General features: G+C 70.3%; 12 protein-coding genes and 1 pseudogene. 7 read left to right on the forward strand and 6 right to left on the reverse strand.

What is annotated here, in order from left to right; all coding sequences use genetic code 11:
• Positions 1–9: 9 nt before the first annotated feature.
• The gene (locus AB0I88_RS10225) at positions 10–888 is read left to right on the forward strand and encodes a LysR family transcriptional regulator (RefSeq protein WP_361020847.1); all 879 of its coding nucleotides are present in this window, start codon (positions 10–12) and stop codon (positions 886–888) included.
• A 75-nt stretch (positions 889–963) separates the two neighbouring features.
• Here the strand turns inward: AB0I88_RS10225 and AB0I88_RS10230 are convergent, their stop codons facing one another.
• The gene (locus AB0I88_RS10230) at positions 964–1,590 is read right to left on the reverse strand and encodes a TetR/AcrR family transcriptional regulator (RefSeq protein WP_361020849.1); all 627 of its coding nucleotides are present in this window, start codon (positions 1,588–1,590) and stop codon (positions 964–966) included.
• 152 nt (positions 1,591–1,742) lie between these two features.
• Here AB0I88_RS10230 and AB0I88_RS10235 point away from each other — a divergent pair, with 152 nt between their 5' ends.
• Together AB0I88_RS10235 and helR are read left to right on the forward strand one after the other, a co-directional pair.
• Positions 1,743–1,871 carry a hypothetical protein gene (locus AB0I88_RS10235; protein WP_361020851.1) on the forward strand — a complete coding sequence of 43 codons (129 nt, stop codon included), beginning with the start codon at positions 1,743–1,745 and terminating at the stop codon, positions 1,869–1,871.
• A gap of 110 nt (positions 1,872–1,981) precedes the next feature.
• A complete protein-coding gene (gene helR / locus AB0I88_RS10240) occupies positions 1,982–4,201 on the forward strand; it encodes an RNA polymerase recycling motor ATPase HelR (protein WP_361020853.1) in 2,220 nt (739 codons plus the stop codon).
• Positions 4,202–4,453: 252 nt separating this feature from the next.
• Here helR and AB0I88_RS10245 read toward each other — a convergent pair whose 3' ends face one another.
• The 5 genes and pseudogenes from AB0I88_RS10245 to AB0I88_RS10265 all read right to left on the reverse strand — a co-directional run bounded on the left by AB0I88_RS10245 (position 4,454) and on the right by AB0I88_RS10265 (position 8,094).
• On the reverse strand, positions 4,454–4,678 hold the full coding sequence (locus tag AB0I88_RS10245; protein ID WP_361020855.1) for a hypothetical protein: 225 nt from the start codon (positions 4,676–4,678) through the stop codon (positions 4,454–4,456).
• Positions 4,679–4,959: 281 nt separating this feature from the next.
• A complete protein-coding gene (locus AB0I88_RS10250; protein WP_361020857.1) occupies positions 4,960–5,295 on the reverse strand; it encodes a cold shock domain-containing protein in 336 nt (111 codons plus the stop codon).
• A 46-nt stretch (positions 5,296–5,341) separates the two neighbouring features.
• Positions 5,342–5,584: pseudogene (locus AB0I88_RS10255) on the reverse strand (HAMP domain-containing sensor histidine kinase); the annotation flags it as partial.
• An 81-nt stretch (positions 5,585–5,665) separates the two neighbouring features.
• Entirely contained in the window at positions 5,666–6,904 is a 1,239-nt protein-coding gene (locus AB0I88_RS10260; protein WP_361020859.1) for an SUKH-3 domain-containing protein, read from the reverse strand.
• Positions 6,901–8,094, reverse strand: coding sequence for an SUKH-3 domain-containing protein (locus AB0I88_RS10265; protein WP_361020861.1), 1,194 nt, complete (start codon positions 8,092–8,094; stop codon positions 6,901–6,903). The genes AB0I88_RS10260 and AB0I88_RS10265 overlap by 4 nt, the downstream gene beginning before the upstream one ends.
• Positions 8,095–8,201: 107 nt before the next feature.
• On the opposite strand from AB0I88_RS10265, the gene AB0I88_RS10270 reads away from it, so the two are divergent.
• Genes AB0I88_RS10270 through AB0I88_RS10285 form a run of 4 tightly spaced genes read left to right on the forward strand, consistent with a single transcriptional unit; the run spans position 8,202 to position 14,895 of the window.
• Positions 8,202–8,630, forward strand: a complete 429-nt coding sequence (locus AB0I88_RS10270) for a YbaB/EbfC family nucleoid-associated protein (protein ID WP_361020863.1) — start codon at positions 8,202–8,204, stop codon at positions 8,628–8,630.
• Entirely contained in the window at positions 8,620–8,946 is a 327-nt protein-coding gene (locus AB0I88_RS10275) for a hypothetical protein (RefSeq protein ID WP_361020865.1), read from the forward strand. The genes AB0I88_RS10270 and AB0I88_RS10275 overlap by 11 nt, the downstream gene beginning before the upstream one ends.
• A 10-nt stretch (positions 8,947–8,956) precedes the next feature.
• Positions 8,957–14,518: a toxin glutamine deamidase domain-containing protein gene (locus AB0I88_RS10280; RefSeq protein WP_361020989.1), complete on the forward strand. Its 5,562-nt coding sequence runs from the start codon at positions 8,957–8,959 to the stop codon at positions 14,516–14,518.
• The gene (locus AB0I88_RS10285; protein ID WP_361020867.1) at positions 14,518–14,895 is read left to right on the forward strand and encodes a hypothetical protein; all 378 of its coding nucleotides are present in this window, start codon (positions 14,518–14,520) and stop codon (positions 14,893–14,895) included. Before AB0I88_RS10280 ends, AB0I88_RS10285 begins: the two co-directional genes overlap by 1 nt.
• Positions 14,896–15,014 lie beyond the last annotated feature (119 nt).

Genomic DNA, 15,014 nt, shown 5'->3' on the forward strand with positions numbered 1-15,014 from the left:
AGTGCGGCGGTGACCCTGAATCCGTGGCGGCTGCGGCTGCTGGCCGATCTGGCGACCTTCGGCACCGTGCGGGCGGTCGCGCAGCGTGGCAATCTGAGTCCGTCGGCGGTGTCGCAGCAGTTGGCGACCTTGGAGCGGGAGACGCGTACCGCCCTGTTGGAGCGGACCGGCCGGCGGGTGCGGCTGACGGCGGCCGGGGTGCTGCTGGCCGGCCGGGCCCGGGAGATCCTGGCGGCGATGGACGCGGCCGAGGCCGAGTTGCGGGGCCTCGCCCAGGAGCCTGCCGGGACGGTGACGCTCGCCGCGTTCCAGAGCGCGGTGCACGCGCTGGCCGAACCGGCGGTGGAGCGGCTGGCCGAGCGGCATCCGGACGTGACGGTGGCGCTGGTGGAGCTGGAACCGCACGAGAGCATGCCGGCGCTGCGGCGCGGCGACGTGGACGTGATCATCACGACGACCGATTTCGCCGGTACCGAACTGGATCCGGCGATCGATCTGGTGCCGCTCGGGCAGGACGAGATCGTGCTGGTCCTGCCGGTGGATCATCCGCTGACCGGGTACGAGGCGGTCGGCCTGCAGGCGTGCGCCGGGCAGCGGTGGACCTTCGACGTGCCCGGTTCGTACATGTCGGAGCTGGCCACCCGATTGTGCCGGGAGTCGGGTTTCGAGCCGTCGGTGATCTGCCGGTTCAACAACTACATGCTGGCGCTGCGGCACGTGGAGAAGGGCCGTTCGATCGCGATGCTGCCGAGCCTGGCGGTGGATCCACGCTATCGGGTGGCGACCCGGCCGCTCAGCCCGCCGGTCACCCGCCGGATCACGGCGGCGGTGCGCCGCCCGTCGACGCCGCGGCCCGAGGTGACCGCCGTCCTGTCGGCCCTCCGATGATCAGGCACGGGCTTTCCTGATCGGGTCAGGCGCCGGTTTTCCTGATCCGCTCAGGCGCGGGCTTTCCTGATCCGCTCAGGCGCGGGCTTTCTTGATCCGGGAGCGCAGCGCCCGCCGGGCGATCGGGCCCAGTTCGTCGACCACCTCGACCAGGACGGCGAGCTGGTCGAGGGCCTCCAGGGCGTGGTGGGCGCCGGCCCGGTCGACGCCCTCGTACAGTTCGATGCCGATGAACGCGGCCGCGACCGCGCGGGCCAGCCCGGGAATGTCGGCGACCTCGGCGACCGGTGAGCCGGCCATCAGCCGGTGCAGCACGGTGGCGATCTCGTCGGTCCACATGCGCAGCGCCGCGGCGGTCGGCCCGGCCAGACGGTCGCCGGTCTGCGCGGCCGCGAGCATCTGCGCCAGGACCGACACGTTGCCGCGTTCCAGTTCCTCGGCGTGCAGGTCACGGCCCACCTGGAGCAGTTCGCGCAGCGTGCCGACCGCCGCGAACCGTTCCGCGAACGCGTCGACCCGCTGCCGGGTCGCCTGCTCGCAGGCCGCGCCGAGAAGCTCGTCGACCGATCCGAAGTGGTAGAAGACGAGCGCCTGGTTGACGGCCGCGGCGGCCCCGATGGTCCGCGCCGACACGCCGGTCACGCCGTGTTCGCGCAGCGCGGCGAGGGTTCCGTCGAGCAGTCGCTGCTTGGTGTCGCTCATCTCTCCCCCGTCGCGGCGGCGCGGATCGGCCGGCGAGTCGCTCCAGGTCCGAGATCGGCAAGGACATTCAGGGGTACGCGGAAAGCGTCCCCGAGTCCGAGAGTAGACGCTGCTTGAGCGACTGCTCAAGTCGGGGTGGTGATCTATCCCCGATGACTGTGAGTGATCACTACGAGGTCGTCCTCAGCTGCGGGCACTTCCGCGACGTGAACGACGAAAACGACTTCAAGATCGTCGTTTTCAACGGCGACGGTTACGAACTCACACCCCGCCCTTCTTAAGGTATAGCCGACCCCGGGGCTTGCGGCAAGGCCCCGGGGAAGGCGCAAAATCGCTGCTCATGGGGCTGGCACCCGCCATCCCCGCAGCGATTGAAGATCGGAATCTCCGCGTGAACCCGGTGTTCCACCTGCCCGCGAATCTCGCCGGCAAAGCCGACCCGGCACTGATCGCCGGCGACGAGAAGCACTTCGCCGTACTCGCCGGAACCCTCGAACAGCGCATCACCGACCTGTCCGGCCGCCTCGACGCCGCCCGCCGGTCCCGTGCCCGCATCGGCCAGCAGGCCCTCGACCGCGACCAGGAGGTTCGCCGCCTCACCGGTCAACTGCGGTCGCTGCGCCGCTTCGGCGTGGATCTCTGCCTCGGGCAGATGGTCAGCGCCGACGATCCCGAGCCGGTCTACATCGGCCGACAGGGGCTCACCGACAGCACCGGCCGCCAACTGCTGATCGACTGGCGGTCCCCGGCCGCCGAACCGTTCTTCGGCGCCACCCACGGCAACCCGATGGGGCTGGTCAGCCGCCGCCGCTACCGCTGGACGCGGGGCCGGATCAGCGATTACTGGGACGAGGTGTTCGCCCCCGGCGAGTTCGCCGGGCACGCGGCGGCCCTCGACGACCAGTCCGCGTTCATCGCCAGTCTCGGTGCGGAACGGTCCGGCCGGATGCGGGACGTGCTCGGCACCATCCAGGCAGACCAGGACGCCGTCATCCGGGCCGGATCGCGCGGGGCACTGGTCGTCGACGGCGGGCCGGGCACCGGCAAGACGGTGGTGGCGCTGCACCGGACCGCGTACCTGCTCTACTCCGACCCGCGGCTCGGGCACCGCCGTGGTGGGGTGCTGTTCGTCGGCCCGCATCAGCCCTATCTGGCGTACGTCTCGGATGTGCTGCCCAGCCTCGGCGAGGAGGACGTCCAGATCTGCACGCTGCGTGATCTGGTCGCCGAAGGCGCCGCGGCCACCATGGAGACCGACCCCGAGGTGGCGCGGCTCAAGTCGTCGGCCGGCATGGTGAAAGCCATCGAGGCCGCGGTCCGTTTCTACGAGGAGGCACCGTCGAAGCCGCTCGTCCTCGAAACCGACGACGGCGACGTACGGGTGACCGCGCAGGACTGGGCCCGGGCGTTCGAGGCGGCCGAGCCGGGCACCCCGCACAACGAGGCCCGCGATCAGATCTGGGCCGAACTGCTGGACATCCTGGACCTCGCCACACATGCCGATTCACCACCGGCGTCCGGCTCGCCGGACATCGCCGCACCCGCTGATTCACTGTCGGGGCCCGGCGCGCTGGGTGTCGCCGGCACACGGGGTGGGCCGTTGTCGCGGGCCGGGGCGCTGGACGCGTCGGCGAAGGCCGAGCTGTGGGCGGCGTTCAACCGCGCCTGGCCGATCCTGAAGCCCACGGACGTGGTCGCCGACCTGTGGTCGGTGCCCGCCTACCTGCGCAGATGCGCACCCTGGCTGAGCATCGACGAGATCCGCCGGTTGCGGCGCGCGGACGCCCAGGCGTGGACCGTCTCGGATCTGCCGCTGCTGGACGCGGCCCGGCAGCGCCTCGGCGACCCGGCCGCCTCGACCCGGTCCCACCGCCGCGCGGCGACCGCGGCCGCCGAACGCGAACGCATGTCCCGGGTCGTCGACGACCTCATCGAAGCGGCCGACGACGAGTACGGCACCGGCCTGGTGACCATGCTGCGCGGCGAGGATTTCCAGGACGCCCTGGTCGACGAGGCCACGCTCGGCTCGGTCGACCCGGACCGGCTGGCCGGACCGTTCGCGCACATCGTCGTCGACGAGGCGCAAGAACTCACCGACGCCGAGTGGCAGATGCTGCTGCTGCGCTGCCCGTCACGCAGCTTCACCATCGTCGGCGACCGCGCCCAGGCCCGAACCCCGTTCACCGAGTCGTGGCGCGACCGCCTCAACCGGGTCGGCATCGACCACGTGGATCTGGCGTCACTGACCGTCAACTACCGCACCCCGGAGGAGGTGATGGCGGAGGCCGAGCCGGTGATCCGCGCCGCGCTGCCGGACGCCAACGTGCCCACGTCGATCCGCAGCAGCGGCATCCCGGTCCATCACGGCCCCGTCGCCTCGCTGCCCGCCATCCTGGCCGCCTGGGAGGCCGACCACCCCGAAGGCGTGGCGTGCGTGATCGGCGACCCCACCTTCGTGGAGACGGCCCGGGTCCGCTCCCTCACCCCCGAACTGGCCAAAGGCCTGGAGTTCGACCTGGTCGTCCTGGTCTCGCCGGAGCGGTTCACCCCCGTGGACCGTTACGTGGCGATGACCCGGGCGACCCGCCGCCTGGTCGTCCTGACCGCATAGCCCCCCCGTTCGAGGCCTGGGCGGGTGGCCGTTCCCGTCGGTTGAGGAACCGCTGCCGGGGCGCGGCGTTCACTCGTACGGTGGCGGGCGGCTGGAACGCCCGCCGGCTCGCCCGGTCATCGAGGTGGGTGCCGACCGGGTAGCCGCGCGAGTAGGCAGGAGAATGCCAGATCTCCGGCGTCGGTCGGCTCGCGCAGTTTGCCGGCGGCGTCCTCCCGATCCAGATGATCAACGGGACTGCCTCCGGGCCCGTCAATGAGCGGGCACCGACACGCAGACGACGGTGGTGTCCTCGACGGCCTCGACGATCCCGCGAGCCTGCTCCGGCACGTGCACGAAGTCGCCGGTGCCCACCGTTACGGCGTCGCTTCCGGCGCCCACCAGCAGCGCTCCATCGAGCACCACCCAGACCTCCGCGTAGGAGGCCGGCAAGTCGGCCCGGGCCCCTGCGGCGAAGATGGCCGTGTAGGCGCTCATCGAGCTGCTTGTCTCCTTGCCGAAAGCGGGGGCGATGAGGATTCCCTCACCGAAGCGGATGGGGTCATCGCCGATCGCTGAGCTGAAACGCCGGACTTGCGGGGGACGGGTGGCATCCATGCCGAATCTCTCTCCGAGTAGTGGTCGAGTCTCATGCTCGGTCGCGCGTGGTCGAGATCGGAAGGGGGCCGGGCGCCCCGGCAGTCGTGCTCCGGCCGCTTGTCCACCCCGACGGTCTCGAGGCCGAGCAGTGCACTACGGCGGCGGAACCCGGACAAGTCTTACCTCGATTGATCCGTACGGTTCGTACCTTCGCCGTCTGCCGGTGCGTCGAACTCCAAGCGCAGCGTGCTGCGGTAGGCCCCGGACGGTTTCTCAGGGGTGGGGGCCGCCGGGCGGTCGGCTCCGGTCCAGACGGCGACGGCGCGATGGTCGTATCCGTCCTGCCGGCCGGTCTCGAACTCGAACTCGACGGGCTGCCCCGGGCTGAGGAATCGGTATCCGCTCATCAGAAGGCTGCTGAAGTGTGCCCAGCATCCGCCGGGAGTGGCGTCGGAGTCGATGACTCCCCAGCCCTCGTCGGCGTGCCATTCCCGCACGATTCCGGCCGTAGTCATCACAGCAGTGTCTCATCCGGCACCCGGCCGGCGTTGATCTGACCGTTCACCGGGCGGCTTGGTGCTGCGCGTCGCCGGTGGGGATGCTGATGCACACGGTGGTGCCACCGCCCGGGGAATCCGTGATGTCGATCCGGCCGTCGTGGGTGTGCACGATGCGGGTGCAGGTCGACAGTCCGATGCCGTGGCCGGTGCTGTGCTCAGGGGCGAGGCGGGTGAAGGGCCGGGTCGCTCGTTCACGTTGTTCGGGAGGTATCCCGATGCCGTTGTCGGCGACGCAGACGCGATACCCGGTGCGGTCGGTGACGGCGGTGACGGCCCGTTCCTCTGCGCAGCAGAAAAATGCACGCCGCCGCTCACGGCGGGGGTGTCACCCCCAGGTGCCGTCGTCGCGGACCCGGTAGGTGCGCTTGCCGTGCACCAGCGTCTCCAGCGCCTCGATGTAGCTGTCGGCGATGAACCATTCGCCGGCCTGGTCCAGGTCGAAGACCCGGCCGTGTTCGTCGATCGCCAGGACCGACTCGTTGTTGACCCGGCCCAGCGGGAACAGCCGCGCCCCGATGACCTGACCGAACTCGTACAGCAGGTCGGCGGTGTGCGCGGCCGGAACCGAGAAGATCTCGAACAGGCGGGAGCGCTGTTCCAGGCCGGGCGCCCGCCGGGAGACCCCGATCAGGTTGGTGTGCCCGTACGCCTCGCCGACTGCCGGGAACCACTCGTGCCGATGCTCCTGTCCGGCGACCGGCAGCACGTCGAGTTCGGCCATCGCCTCCGCCATCTCGACGTTGTACTCGTAGATCGTGTCGGGCCGCCAGCCGTGGTTGAGCATCTCCTGGGCGAGCAGGTCGGAGAACCGGGCCGGGTCGGGGTTGGGCCGGGCCGGGGCGACGAAGTGATGCAGCGCCCCGGTCTTGCCCCACGGCATGAGGCCCAGTTGGGTGAGCACGTAGGTGCAGGTCTCGCACGGATCGTTCGGCTGCCCGGCGAGCGGGTCGCCGGGCGCGTGGATCTGGAACGTCTGGAACTGCGAGTTCTGGAACAGCCGCCGCACGTCGTCGACGGTCAGCGGGGGCTGCCCGGCCATGTGCCGCCGCCGGTCGACGTCGTGCAGCGCGTCCGAGCAGGCGATCAGCTCGGCGTGCCGTTCGCAGCCGCGCACCGTCTCCTGTGGTGTCTGCTCGGCGAGCCGGTCCAGCACGATCCGGTGGTGGTTGAGTTTCTGGTCGCCTTTGGCGCCACGGGCGATGTAGACATGGCCGTCGACGGTGGCGTGGGCCGCCACCGACGGGGCGACCCGCCGGTGGATCTCCCGGCGCAGCTGGACCTCCGGATCGGAGGTCTTCGGCGGGCCGACCACCTCGGGGCGGCGCTGCTCGTACTGCTCCCGAAGGGTTTCCGACGGCCACGCCGGCCAGGTCGACACGCGGCCGGTCTCCCGGTCGATGACGGTGACACCGGTGCCCACCGGGGCCGGGCCGTCCGACACCGTCCGCACGATGTAGCCGAGATCGAACTCCTCGACGGTGGCCCGCCACTGCTCTGTGCGGGTCAGGGTCTCGGCGCGCGCCCAGGAGGCCGCGGCCGCTTCCGCTTCGGTACGGGTGATCACAGTCGGCTCCAGGTGCCATCGTCACGGATCCGGGCGGCCGGAAGGCCGGTGAGCAGCGCGACGATCGCCTCGTCGACGGTCTCGCCGAGGAACCACTCGCCGCCCTGGTCGAGGGAGAAGACCCGGCCGTGCTCGTCGATCGCCAGCACCGCCTCGTCGAAGCCCTCCCTGCCCAGCGGGAACATCCGGGCCCCGACGACCTGCCCGAGCTCGTGCAGGGGGTCGGCCAGGTGCCGTGGCGCCCCGGTGCCGATCTCGAACCAGCGGACCCGCTGTGCCACGCCGGGACAGTTGCGGTTCGGGGCGACGTCGTAGAACTCCAGGAAGGCCGCCTCCGCCGCCGGGAAGCGCCTCAGCTCGTACTCCGCGCCTTTGCTCTCCTCGATGGCCCGGAGCACCGCCGCAGCGCGACGTTCGCGCTGAGGCCGGAACTCCCAGCCCTCGGCGGCGAGCTCCCACGCCACGTCCGGCGGGAACCGGCCGGGCTGCGGGTCGGTTCCGGAGTCCAGGCGGCGGATCTTGCGGTACGTCCGCTCGTCCTCACCGATGACGCCGAGTGCCAGCAGCACGTCGCTGCAGGTGGCGCAGGGCTTGGCGGGTTCGCCGCCTTTCGGGTCGCCGCTCTCGCGGATGTGGAAGGTCGCGAAATGCCCGCCCTCGACGGTGCCGGTGTCGTACAGGACGTCGGAGACGACCAGCAGCTCGGCGTGGCGTTCGGCGCCGCGGACCAGACCGCCCGGGGCGATCGCGGCGAGCTTTCCGGCGACCAGCGGATGATGCCGCAGCTCCTGGTCGCCTTTGGCGCCGCGGGCCCGGAACAGCCGGCCGTCGGCGGTGGTGAAGTGCGCGGCCACCGACGGGCTGACCCGCCGGTACGCCTCCCGGCGCAACTCGGCGACCGGGTCGGACGTCTGATGCGACCCGACGGCGGCGTCACGGCGCGCGGTGTAGCGCTCGTCGAGCCGGCCGGGCGGGGCGGGCGGCCAGTGCGAGAGGCGGCCGGTCTCCCGGTCGATGACGGTGATCACGTCCTCGCCCGGCCCGGTACGGGCCTCCGGCGGCAGCCGCATCCACACCGCGTAGCCGAGCGTCAGCTCGTCGACCTGCGGTGTGCACGGGTAGCCACGCCGGACCGTCTGCCGGTGTGCCCATCCCGTGGCGATCTGCCGCGCCTCGGCGAGCGTGATCATTGAGCCGCCCCCTTCGAATGTCGCGAGCGAGCTTAATGCAGAACGCCGGGATTGATCGCTGCTGGTAGGTTGCTCCAGTCAATTCGCGAGTCCTCGGGGAGACCACCGTGAGCAGACAGGCCGACCGCGACCCGAACCACGCGCTGCGGGCGCGGTTCGACGATGTGGTGTCGCAATACCAGCGGCTGCGGCACGGTCTGGACGACATCCAGGACCGTCTGGCCGGCCTCGCGGTGACGGCCGAGTCGCCGGACGGGCTGGTGAAGGCGACCGTCGGCGCGCGCGGTCAGCTGGTCGGTCTGAAGCTCGACCGGGAGGTGTACCGCCGCCAGGAACCGGACCAGCTGGCGCGGACCATTCTGCGGACTGTCGAGCAGGCTGTCGCGAAGACGACAGATCAGGTGCAGGCCATGGTCGGTGAGTATCTTCCGGCCGATTCGCCGGGGGCGCGGTTCATGCGCGACGGCGATTTCGGCAGTCTGCTGGCCCGTCAGGACCGGCTCATGCGCGAGGCGGGAGACGACGATGACCGGTGAGCTGTACCTCGATCCGCAGCGGGCGACCGCGGCCGGCCGGGACCTGTCGGCCGCCGGGAAACACCTGGTCAGCCTGAACACCGGCGCGGTCGCCGAGGTCGCCGCCGCCAGTCAGGGCCAGCCGTGGGGGCGCGACGACATCGGGGCCGCGTTCCAGAAGAACTACGGGCCGCTGTTGCAGCAGTTCACCGACGCGTTCGGCAGGATCGCCGGATTCGTGGAGGGCCTCGGTGACGCGGCCGTCGCCACGGTTCAGGACAACCTGGCCGCGGACGCGCGCTCCTCCGACACCGTCGGCAAGTCGTACCGGGGTTGATGCCGTGACGATGCTGCCGAGCCCGATTCCGCATCCGCTCGACTTCTCGCCGTGGGATCTTCCCGGGTGGGCGTACGACGCCCTCGAATGGGTGGTCGGGTTCGACTGGCCGGAGGGCAACGAGAAGCTGACCTGGGACGTCGCCGACCAGTGGTACCGGCTGGCCGAAGCCATGGTGACGCCGCGGGAGGACGCCGCCGAGGCGGCGAGGCAGTTCATCGACGCGTACGGCGGCAGCGGCACCACGATCGAGGCGTTCATCGACGCGTGGCGCAAGGTCGCCGACGGTGACGAGGCGCCGCTGAACGCGCTGATCACGTTCGCGGACGCGATGGGCGACATGGTCAAGGAGTGCGGCGCCGACATCGAGGCCGCCAAACTCGAGGCCTGGATCGAGCTGGGCCTGTTCGTCATCGAGCTGATCGGGCTCGGCATCACCGTGGTGCTGACGCTGGGCGCGGCGTCACCGGCCGCCGGCGGCCTGATCGCGGCGACCCGGTTCGCGATCCAGCAGATCTTCAAGAAGCTGGTGGCGCAGCTGGCCAAGAAGGGCGTCAAGAAGGCGCTGAAGGAGGCCGGTCAGCGGGCGCTCAAGGACATCGCCACCAAGAAAGGCCTGCAGAACCTCGGCAAGAACGCCCTCCGCGAGGCCGGGGACGAGGCCCGGGAGGAGGCGCTCACCAACTTCGGGGTGCAGGCCTATCAGGACGCGGCCGGTCACGACGACTTCTCGGTCAGCGATCTGCTCCAGTCGACGGCGGCGGGCGCGGCCGGCGGGGCGACCTCGACGATCGCCGGCATCGGCGCGGGCGGCCGGAACAATCTGCTGCGCGGCGCCGGCGGCGAGGTGTTCGGCGAGCTGGGCGGATCCCTCGTCGGCGGTGAGCTGCCCGGCTGGGAGGACCTCGGCAAGGCCGCCACGTCCGGCGCGGCCGGGTCCGCGGTCGGCGGCACCAACCAGGAGTTCAAGGATCTCGGCAACAGCCTCGACACCGGCGGCCTCACCCTGGGCGATTCGGCGCCGGGCTCGCCGTCCGGTTCGAACCCCTCGTCCGGTACGCCGGTGAGCACCGCGGTCGGCGATCTCGGCTCGGGTTCGGGGGCGCCGTCCGGCGATGCCTCGGGTGGGAGTTCGCCGTCCGGCGGTGCCTCCGGTGGGGGTTCGCCGTCCGGTAACGGCTCGTCGTCGGCGTCCTCCTCGTCGCCGGCCTCCCCGTCGCCCTCGCCGTCCCAGGGCTCCCAGGACGCGGGTCAGGTGCCGGCGTCGACGAGCACGCCGTCGCCGGAGGTCAGGTCGTCGTCGAGCGGGGTGACCCTGTCCGGGGTGGCACCGACCGTCGACGCGCCGTCCACCTCCGGGCCCGGCATGCCGGCGTCGTCGACGTCGCCGGCTTCGGTGAGCACGGGGCCGTCGAGCAGCACGGCGTCGAATGGTCCGGTGGCGTTCGCGCCGGGCACCGGCAACTCCGGCGGCCCGGTCGGCACGCCGTCGGTCACCACGAGCGGACCGACCAGTTCACCATCGCTCGCCACGAGCGGACCGACCAACTCGCCATCGGTCACCACGAGCGGACCGACGAGTTCGCCATCGCTCGCCACGAGCGGACCGACCAACTCGCCATCGGTCACCACGAGCGGACCGACGAGTTCGCCGACGGTCACCACCAGCGGACCGACCAGTTCACCATCGCTCGCCACGAGCGGACCGACCAGCTCACCATCGGTCACCACCAGCGGACCCACCAGCTCACCATCGGTCACCACCAGCGGGCCGGGGAATTCGCCGGGCCCGAACGTCGGCATATCGCCGTCGTCGCCTTCGCCGGCACCGTCCACCTCGCCGAGCGTCACGACGGCCACGACCAGCACCGTGCCGCCGACCTCGGGGCCTGCCGGCACGGCACCGGCCACGGCTCCCACCACCGCGGCGACGAGCACCACGCCGCCGACGACCTCGACCAGTCCGGCCGCCGGCAGCACCCCGGCGACCACTTCGACGTCGACCGGTGTCACCAGCCCGGCCCAGCCCGGTACCGGCACCCCCGGCAGCCCGTCGACGTCGGTGCCGTCGCAGACCGGCCCGTCCACGGCGCCGGATCAGCGGCCCGGTTCACAGGATCCGTCCCGGCAGGATCCCGACCGCAACGACCCGCCGGTGGCAGGCGCCTCCCACGCGGCGCCGCATCTGACACAGCGCACCCCGCAACAGCAGCAGGCCGAGCAGGCGTACTTCGACCAGTTCGATCACAACAAGCTGGCCGTGCACAACGACGTCGTCCAGCGCACACTCACGCCTCTGGACCAGGAGATCGCCCGGGCCAGGCAGCAGCAGAGGATCGCCCGCCATCAGGCGGACCAGGCGACGCGGGCCCTCGACATCAAGCGGCGCGACCTCCACCTCAAGGAGCAGTTGCAGGCGTACAAACTGGAGCAGGATGCGCTGAAGCGCCGGGCCGACGCGGTCAAGCTGCTCAGCACCGCCTACGAGATCGAGCTGACCGGTACGGACTTCGACAAGGCAAACTTCGATCAGGGCACCCTGTCGGACATCCCGAGGTGGAGCAACGACCAGTCGGCGCTGACCGGCAGCATGAATCCGCCGAACTCGCGGACCGAACGCCGCTACCACCAGCGGGGCGGCCTGCGGGTTCCGCTCGCCATGCACCAGGAAGATCTGGAACGCGCGGTCCCACGGGACCAGAACGGCCGGCCGCTGCGTACCCCGAACCCGCAGGACGCCTGGCTGCGGCTGGTGAACGACGGCGGGCCCACCGCCGACCCGACCCGGGGCGTCAACTGTCTCGACTGTTCGTTGTCGTTCCTGGAGACCTACCTGCACGGCCGGCCGACCGTGTCGGCGCCCCGAACCGTCGACACGTACCGCTACGGCATCCCGGACCAGCACATCGGCGAGGAGGACGGGCACCTCCGGGCGGAGAAGGTGACCGGCAGCGGGTTCACCGCGATCACCCCGATGCTCGACACCGTGTCCGACGCAGACGCCAAGACGGCCATCGACGATGGTTTCGCACAGATCGCCTGGACCCTGCTCCAGGGCGGTCACGGCTCCACCGCGATCATCATCAACCAGTGGTCGGAAGGTGCGTCGCACGCCTGGAACGCCGTCAACCATCACGGTGTCCTGTATTTCCTCGACCCGCAGAGCGGCGTGTGCGTTGACGCCACGAACTTCGCGGGAGGTTCCCGGCACCGCACGCTCTACGGTCACGACGGGACGAACAACCCGTCCAACGTGATCCAGCTCAACGCGCTGATGCTCGACGGCCAGGGCAGGCCGATGGCCGTGCCGAACACCCCACCGGCGCCGTTCTACAGCAACCGGCCCACACCGCCTCCGCCGCCGCTGGCCTACCAGCAACAGCAGGCGCGGCTGCAGAACACGGTGACCCCGCCGGCGCCTCCCGCCCCGCCGGTGAGCACGCCCCCGCCCGCTCCCCCGGTCAACACACAGACGCCGCCCGCGCCACCCGTCAACACACAGACGCCGCCGGCACCGCCCACCGACACCCAGACGCCGCCCGTGGATTCGCAACGGGGGCAGACTCCCCCGCCGCCTGTTCCCCCGGTCACTCCGGTGGACGTTCAGCAGACAGCGCCCTCACCCTCGCCCTCGCCCTCGCCCTCGCCCTCGCCCTCGCCCTCGCCCTCGCCCTCGCCCTCGCCCTCGCCCTCGCCCTCGCCCTCGCCCTCGCCCTCGCCGATTGTGGAACCGACAGTCACCGTCGAGCGGACAGCCACGGTGGAGCAGACGACCGCGGTCGAGCAGACGACAGCGGTCGAGCAGACGGTCACCGTGGAGCAGACGACCGACAGCGTTGTCGATGAGTCGAGCGAACAGGCGCCGGTCGAGGATCAGGACAGCGTTCAGGTCTCGGTGCAGGACGGTGCGCCTTCTCCGGAGAACGGCAGCTTCACGCGTACCGATGAGCCGGAGAGCTCGCCTTCGACGGAGACCGAGCCGGACCGCCGGGCTTCCGATCCGCTGGCGGTGCTGGACCCGAAGTCGATGAGCGCGCCGATCGAAAGTGATCTGCTGTCCGTTCTTGATCCCGGACCGAAGGCCGAGCCGGACGTCACGCTGGCGGAGACGCCGCCCGTGGACGCGGTGGCCGATCAGCAGGCCCGGGAGAACTACCAGTACCAGAATGAGCGGACCCGGCGTGAGTTCGACGAGAACCATCGCCGGGAAATGGGCCTTGAGCTGCGCAAGCAGGCCGTGGTCAAGCGCGGGCAGTCGGATGATCTTCGATATGCGCTTCGGGATGCCGACGATCGCGGCGACCTGTCCGAGGCCGACCGGATCGTCGCGGAACGCCGCCGCCTCGAGGACGAGGCAGAGAATCTTGAGGTACGGGCGTCCGATATCGAACACGGTGGCGACATCGGCGACGTCGAGGTCACCGGCGCCGAGTGGGAGCGCCTCAACGAGAGCGCCAGCGATCTCGCGCCGGGCCCGGTGGAGACCGGCGACCGGTCGGCGCTGACCGGTGACGACGGGCCGCGGCCGATCGACACGTCACGCCGCTACAACCAGCGGGGCGGTCTGCGGCCGCCGCTGCGGGTGCACCAGACCGATCTGGAACGCGCCGTGCCCCGCGACGGCGACGGCAACCCGGTGCGGCTGGCCGATCCGCGTGACGGTGAATGGTTCGGCCTGGTCAACGACGGTGGCCCGGAGGCCGACCCGACCCGGGCGATCAACTGCGGTGACACGGTGCTGTCGCTGTTCGAGACGTACATGCACGGCCGTCCGCGGGTGTCGGCGCCGCGCACGTTCGACGGTTACCGCGATGGTGACCCGTCCCGCCCGTACGGCGCCGAGCGTGGCGTTTCGGCCCGGATCGAGGCGACGACCGGCGGCCGTTTCGAGGGTCTCACCGATGTGGGCGCCCTGGATCCGGACAACGCCCGCAACGAGGTCCGTCTCGCCGAGGGCCGCTTGCGCAACCACCTGCTGAGCCTGGGTCACGGTTCGTTCGCGTTCATCACGACGCAGGACCAGGCCGGCAGAACGCACGCGTACGCGGCGGTCAACCAGAACGGCACGATCCTCTACCTGGACGCCCAGACCCGCCAGATCAGCGAGTTCGGGCCGAGCCACTCGGGCCGCAACGTGCCGTGCGACGTGCTCCGCTTCGACGCTCTGACGGTCGACGGCCAGGGCCGCCCCCGCCCGATGACGGCCGGCGACCCACCCCACATCGCCACCGACCCCTCCGGCGCCGATAAGTCGAAGGCAGAACTCAAACGTTTCCCGGATCTGTCGCACCTGCATGGCGCTGCTCCGGAGGACGTATTGGATGCCATTCCCGACCATTGGACGGTTGATTCACCCAGCAAAATGCCGACAAAGGGCGGTATCCGGTTTAGGAATCCGTACGCTGATAGCCAGCTAATCGTTCTCGAGATGGGGTGGCTAGGCCATGAGGATCCGGGACATCGTGGCCCATATCTGCGGGTTTCAAATGGCGTATCCAAGGCTTACCGAATCCCGCTTGCCGGGAATCCTGAGATAATCATGCGTGAAATGAAAGACAGAGGACTCCTCTGATGACAGACAACGAAAACGGCACTATGACACCTGTGGAAAAGAATCTCGTGTGGCTCGGCTATGAGGACTACACGGGCCTGTGGCAGATAGTTCTGGAGGTTCAGGACGAAGAGGGCATCAATTCACTCGCCGAGGCCCAGAGGTTCGCGAAACAGACCGTGGAGTCGCTTTTGAGCCGTGGTTGGATCGAGCTCTACTTCACCGATGGGCCGTGGACCAACGAGACGATCACCGCAGTGCCTCCGGAGAAGCGGGCGCAGGTCCTGGCTGCGGACGACTCGTGGGCGACTCCGGTCGGTGGTGGCGGGAAACTGATCTGGTTCGGCACCACCGACGAGGGCTTCTCGGCTTATCAGGAAGCAACCGGTTGGCTCTGAGTCACGAGCAACACAGGAGACCACCGTGTCCTGCTGCTGCCACGATGAACAAGGGGTTTGCGCCCTTCTCGCGAACCACGGTGCGATCGCATCGCTGAGCCCAGCGCTGGAAAGAGTAG

The organism is Actinoplanes sp. NPDC049802, from assembly GCF_040656595.1.
GTDB lineage: Bacteria > Actinomycetota > Actinomycetes > Mycobacteriales > Micromonosporaceae > Actinoplanes.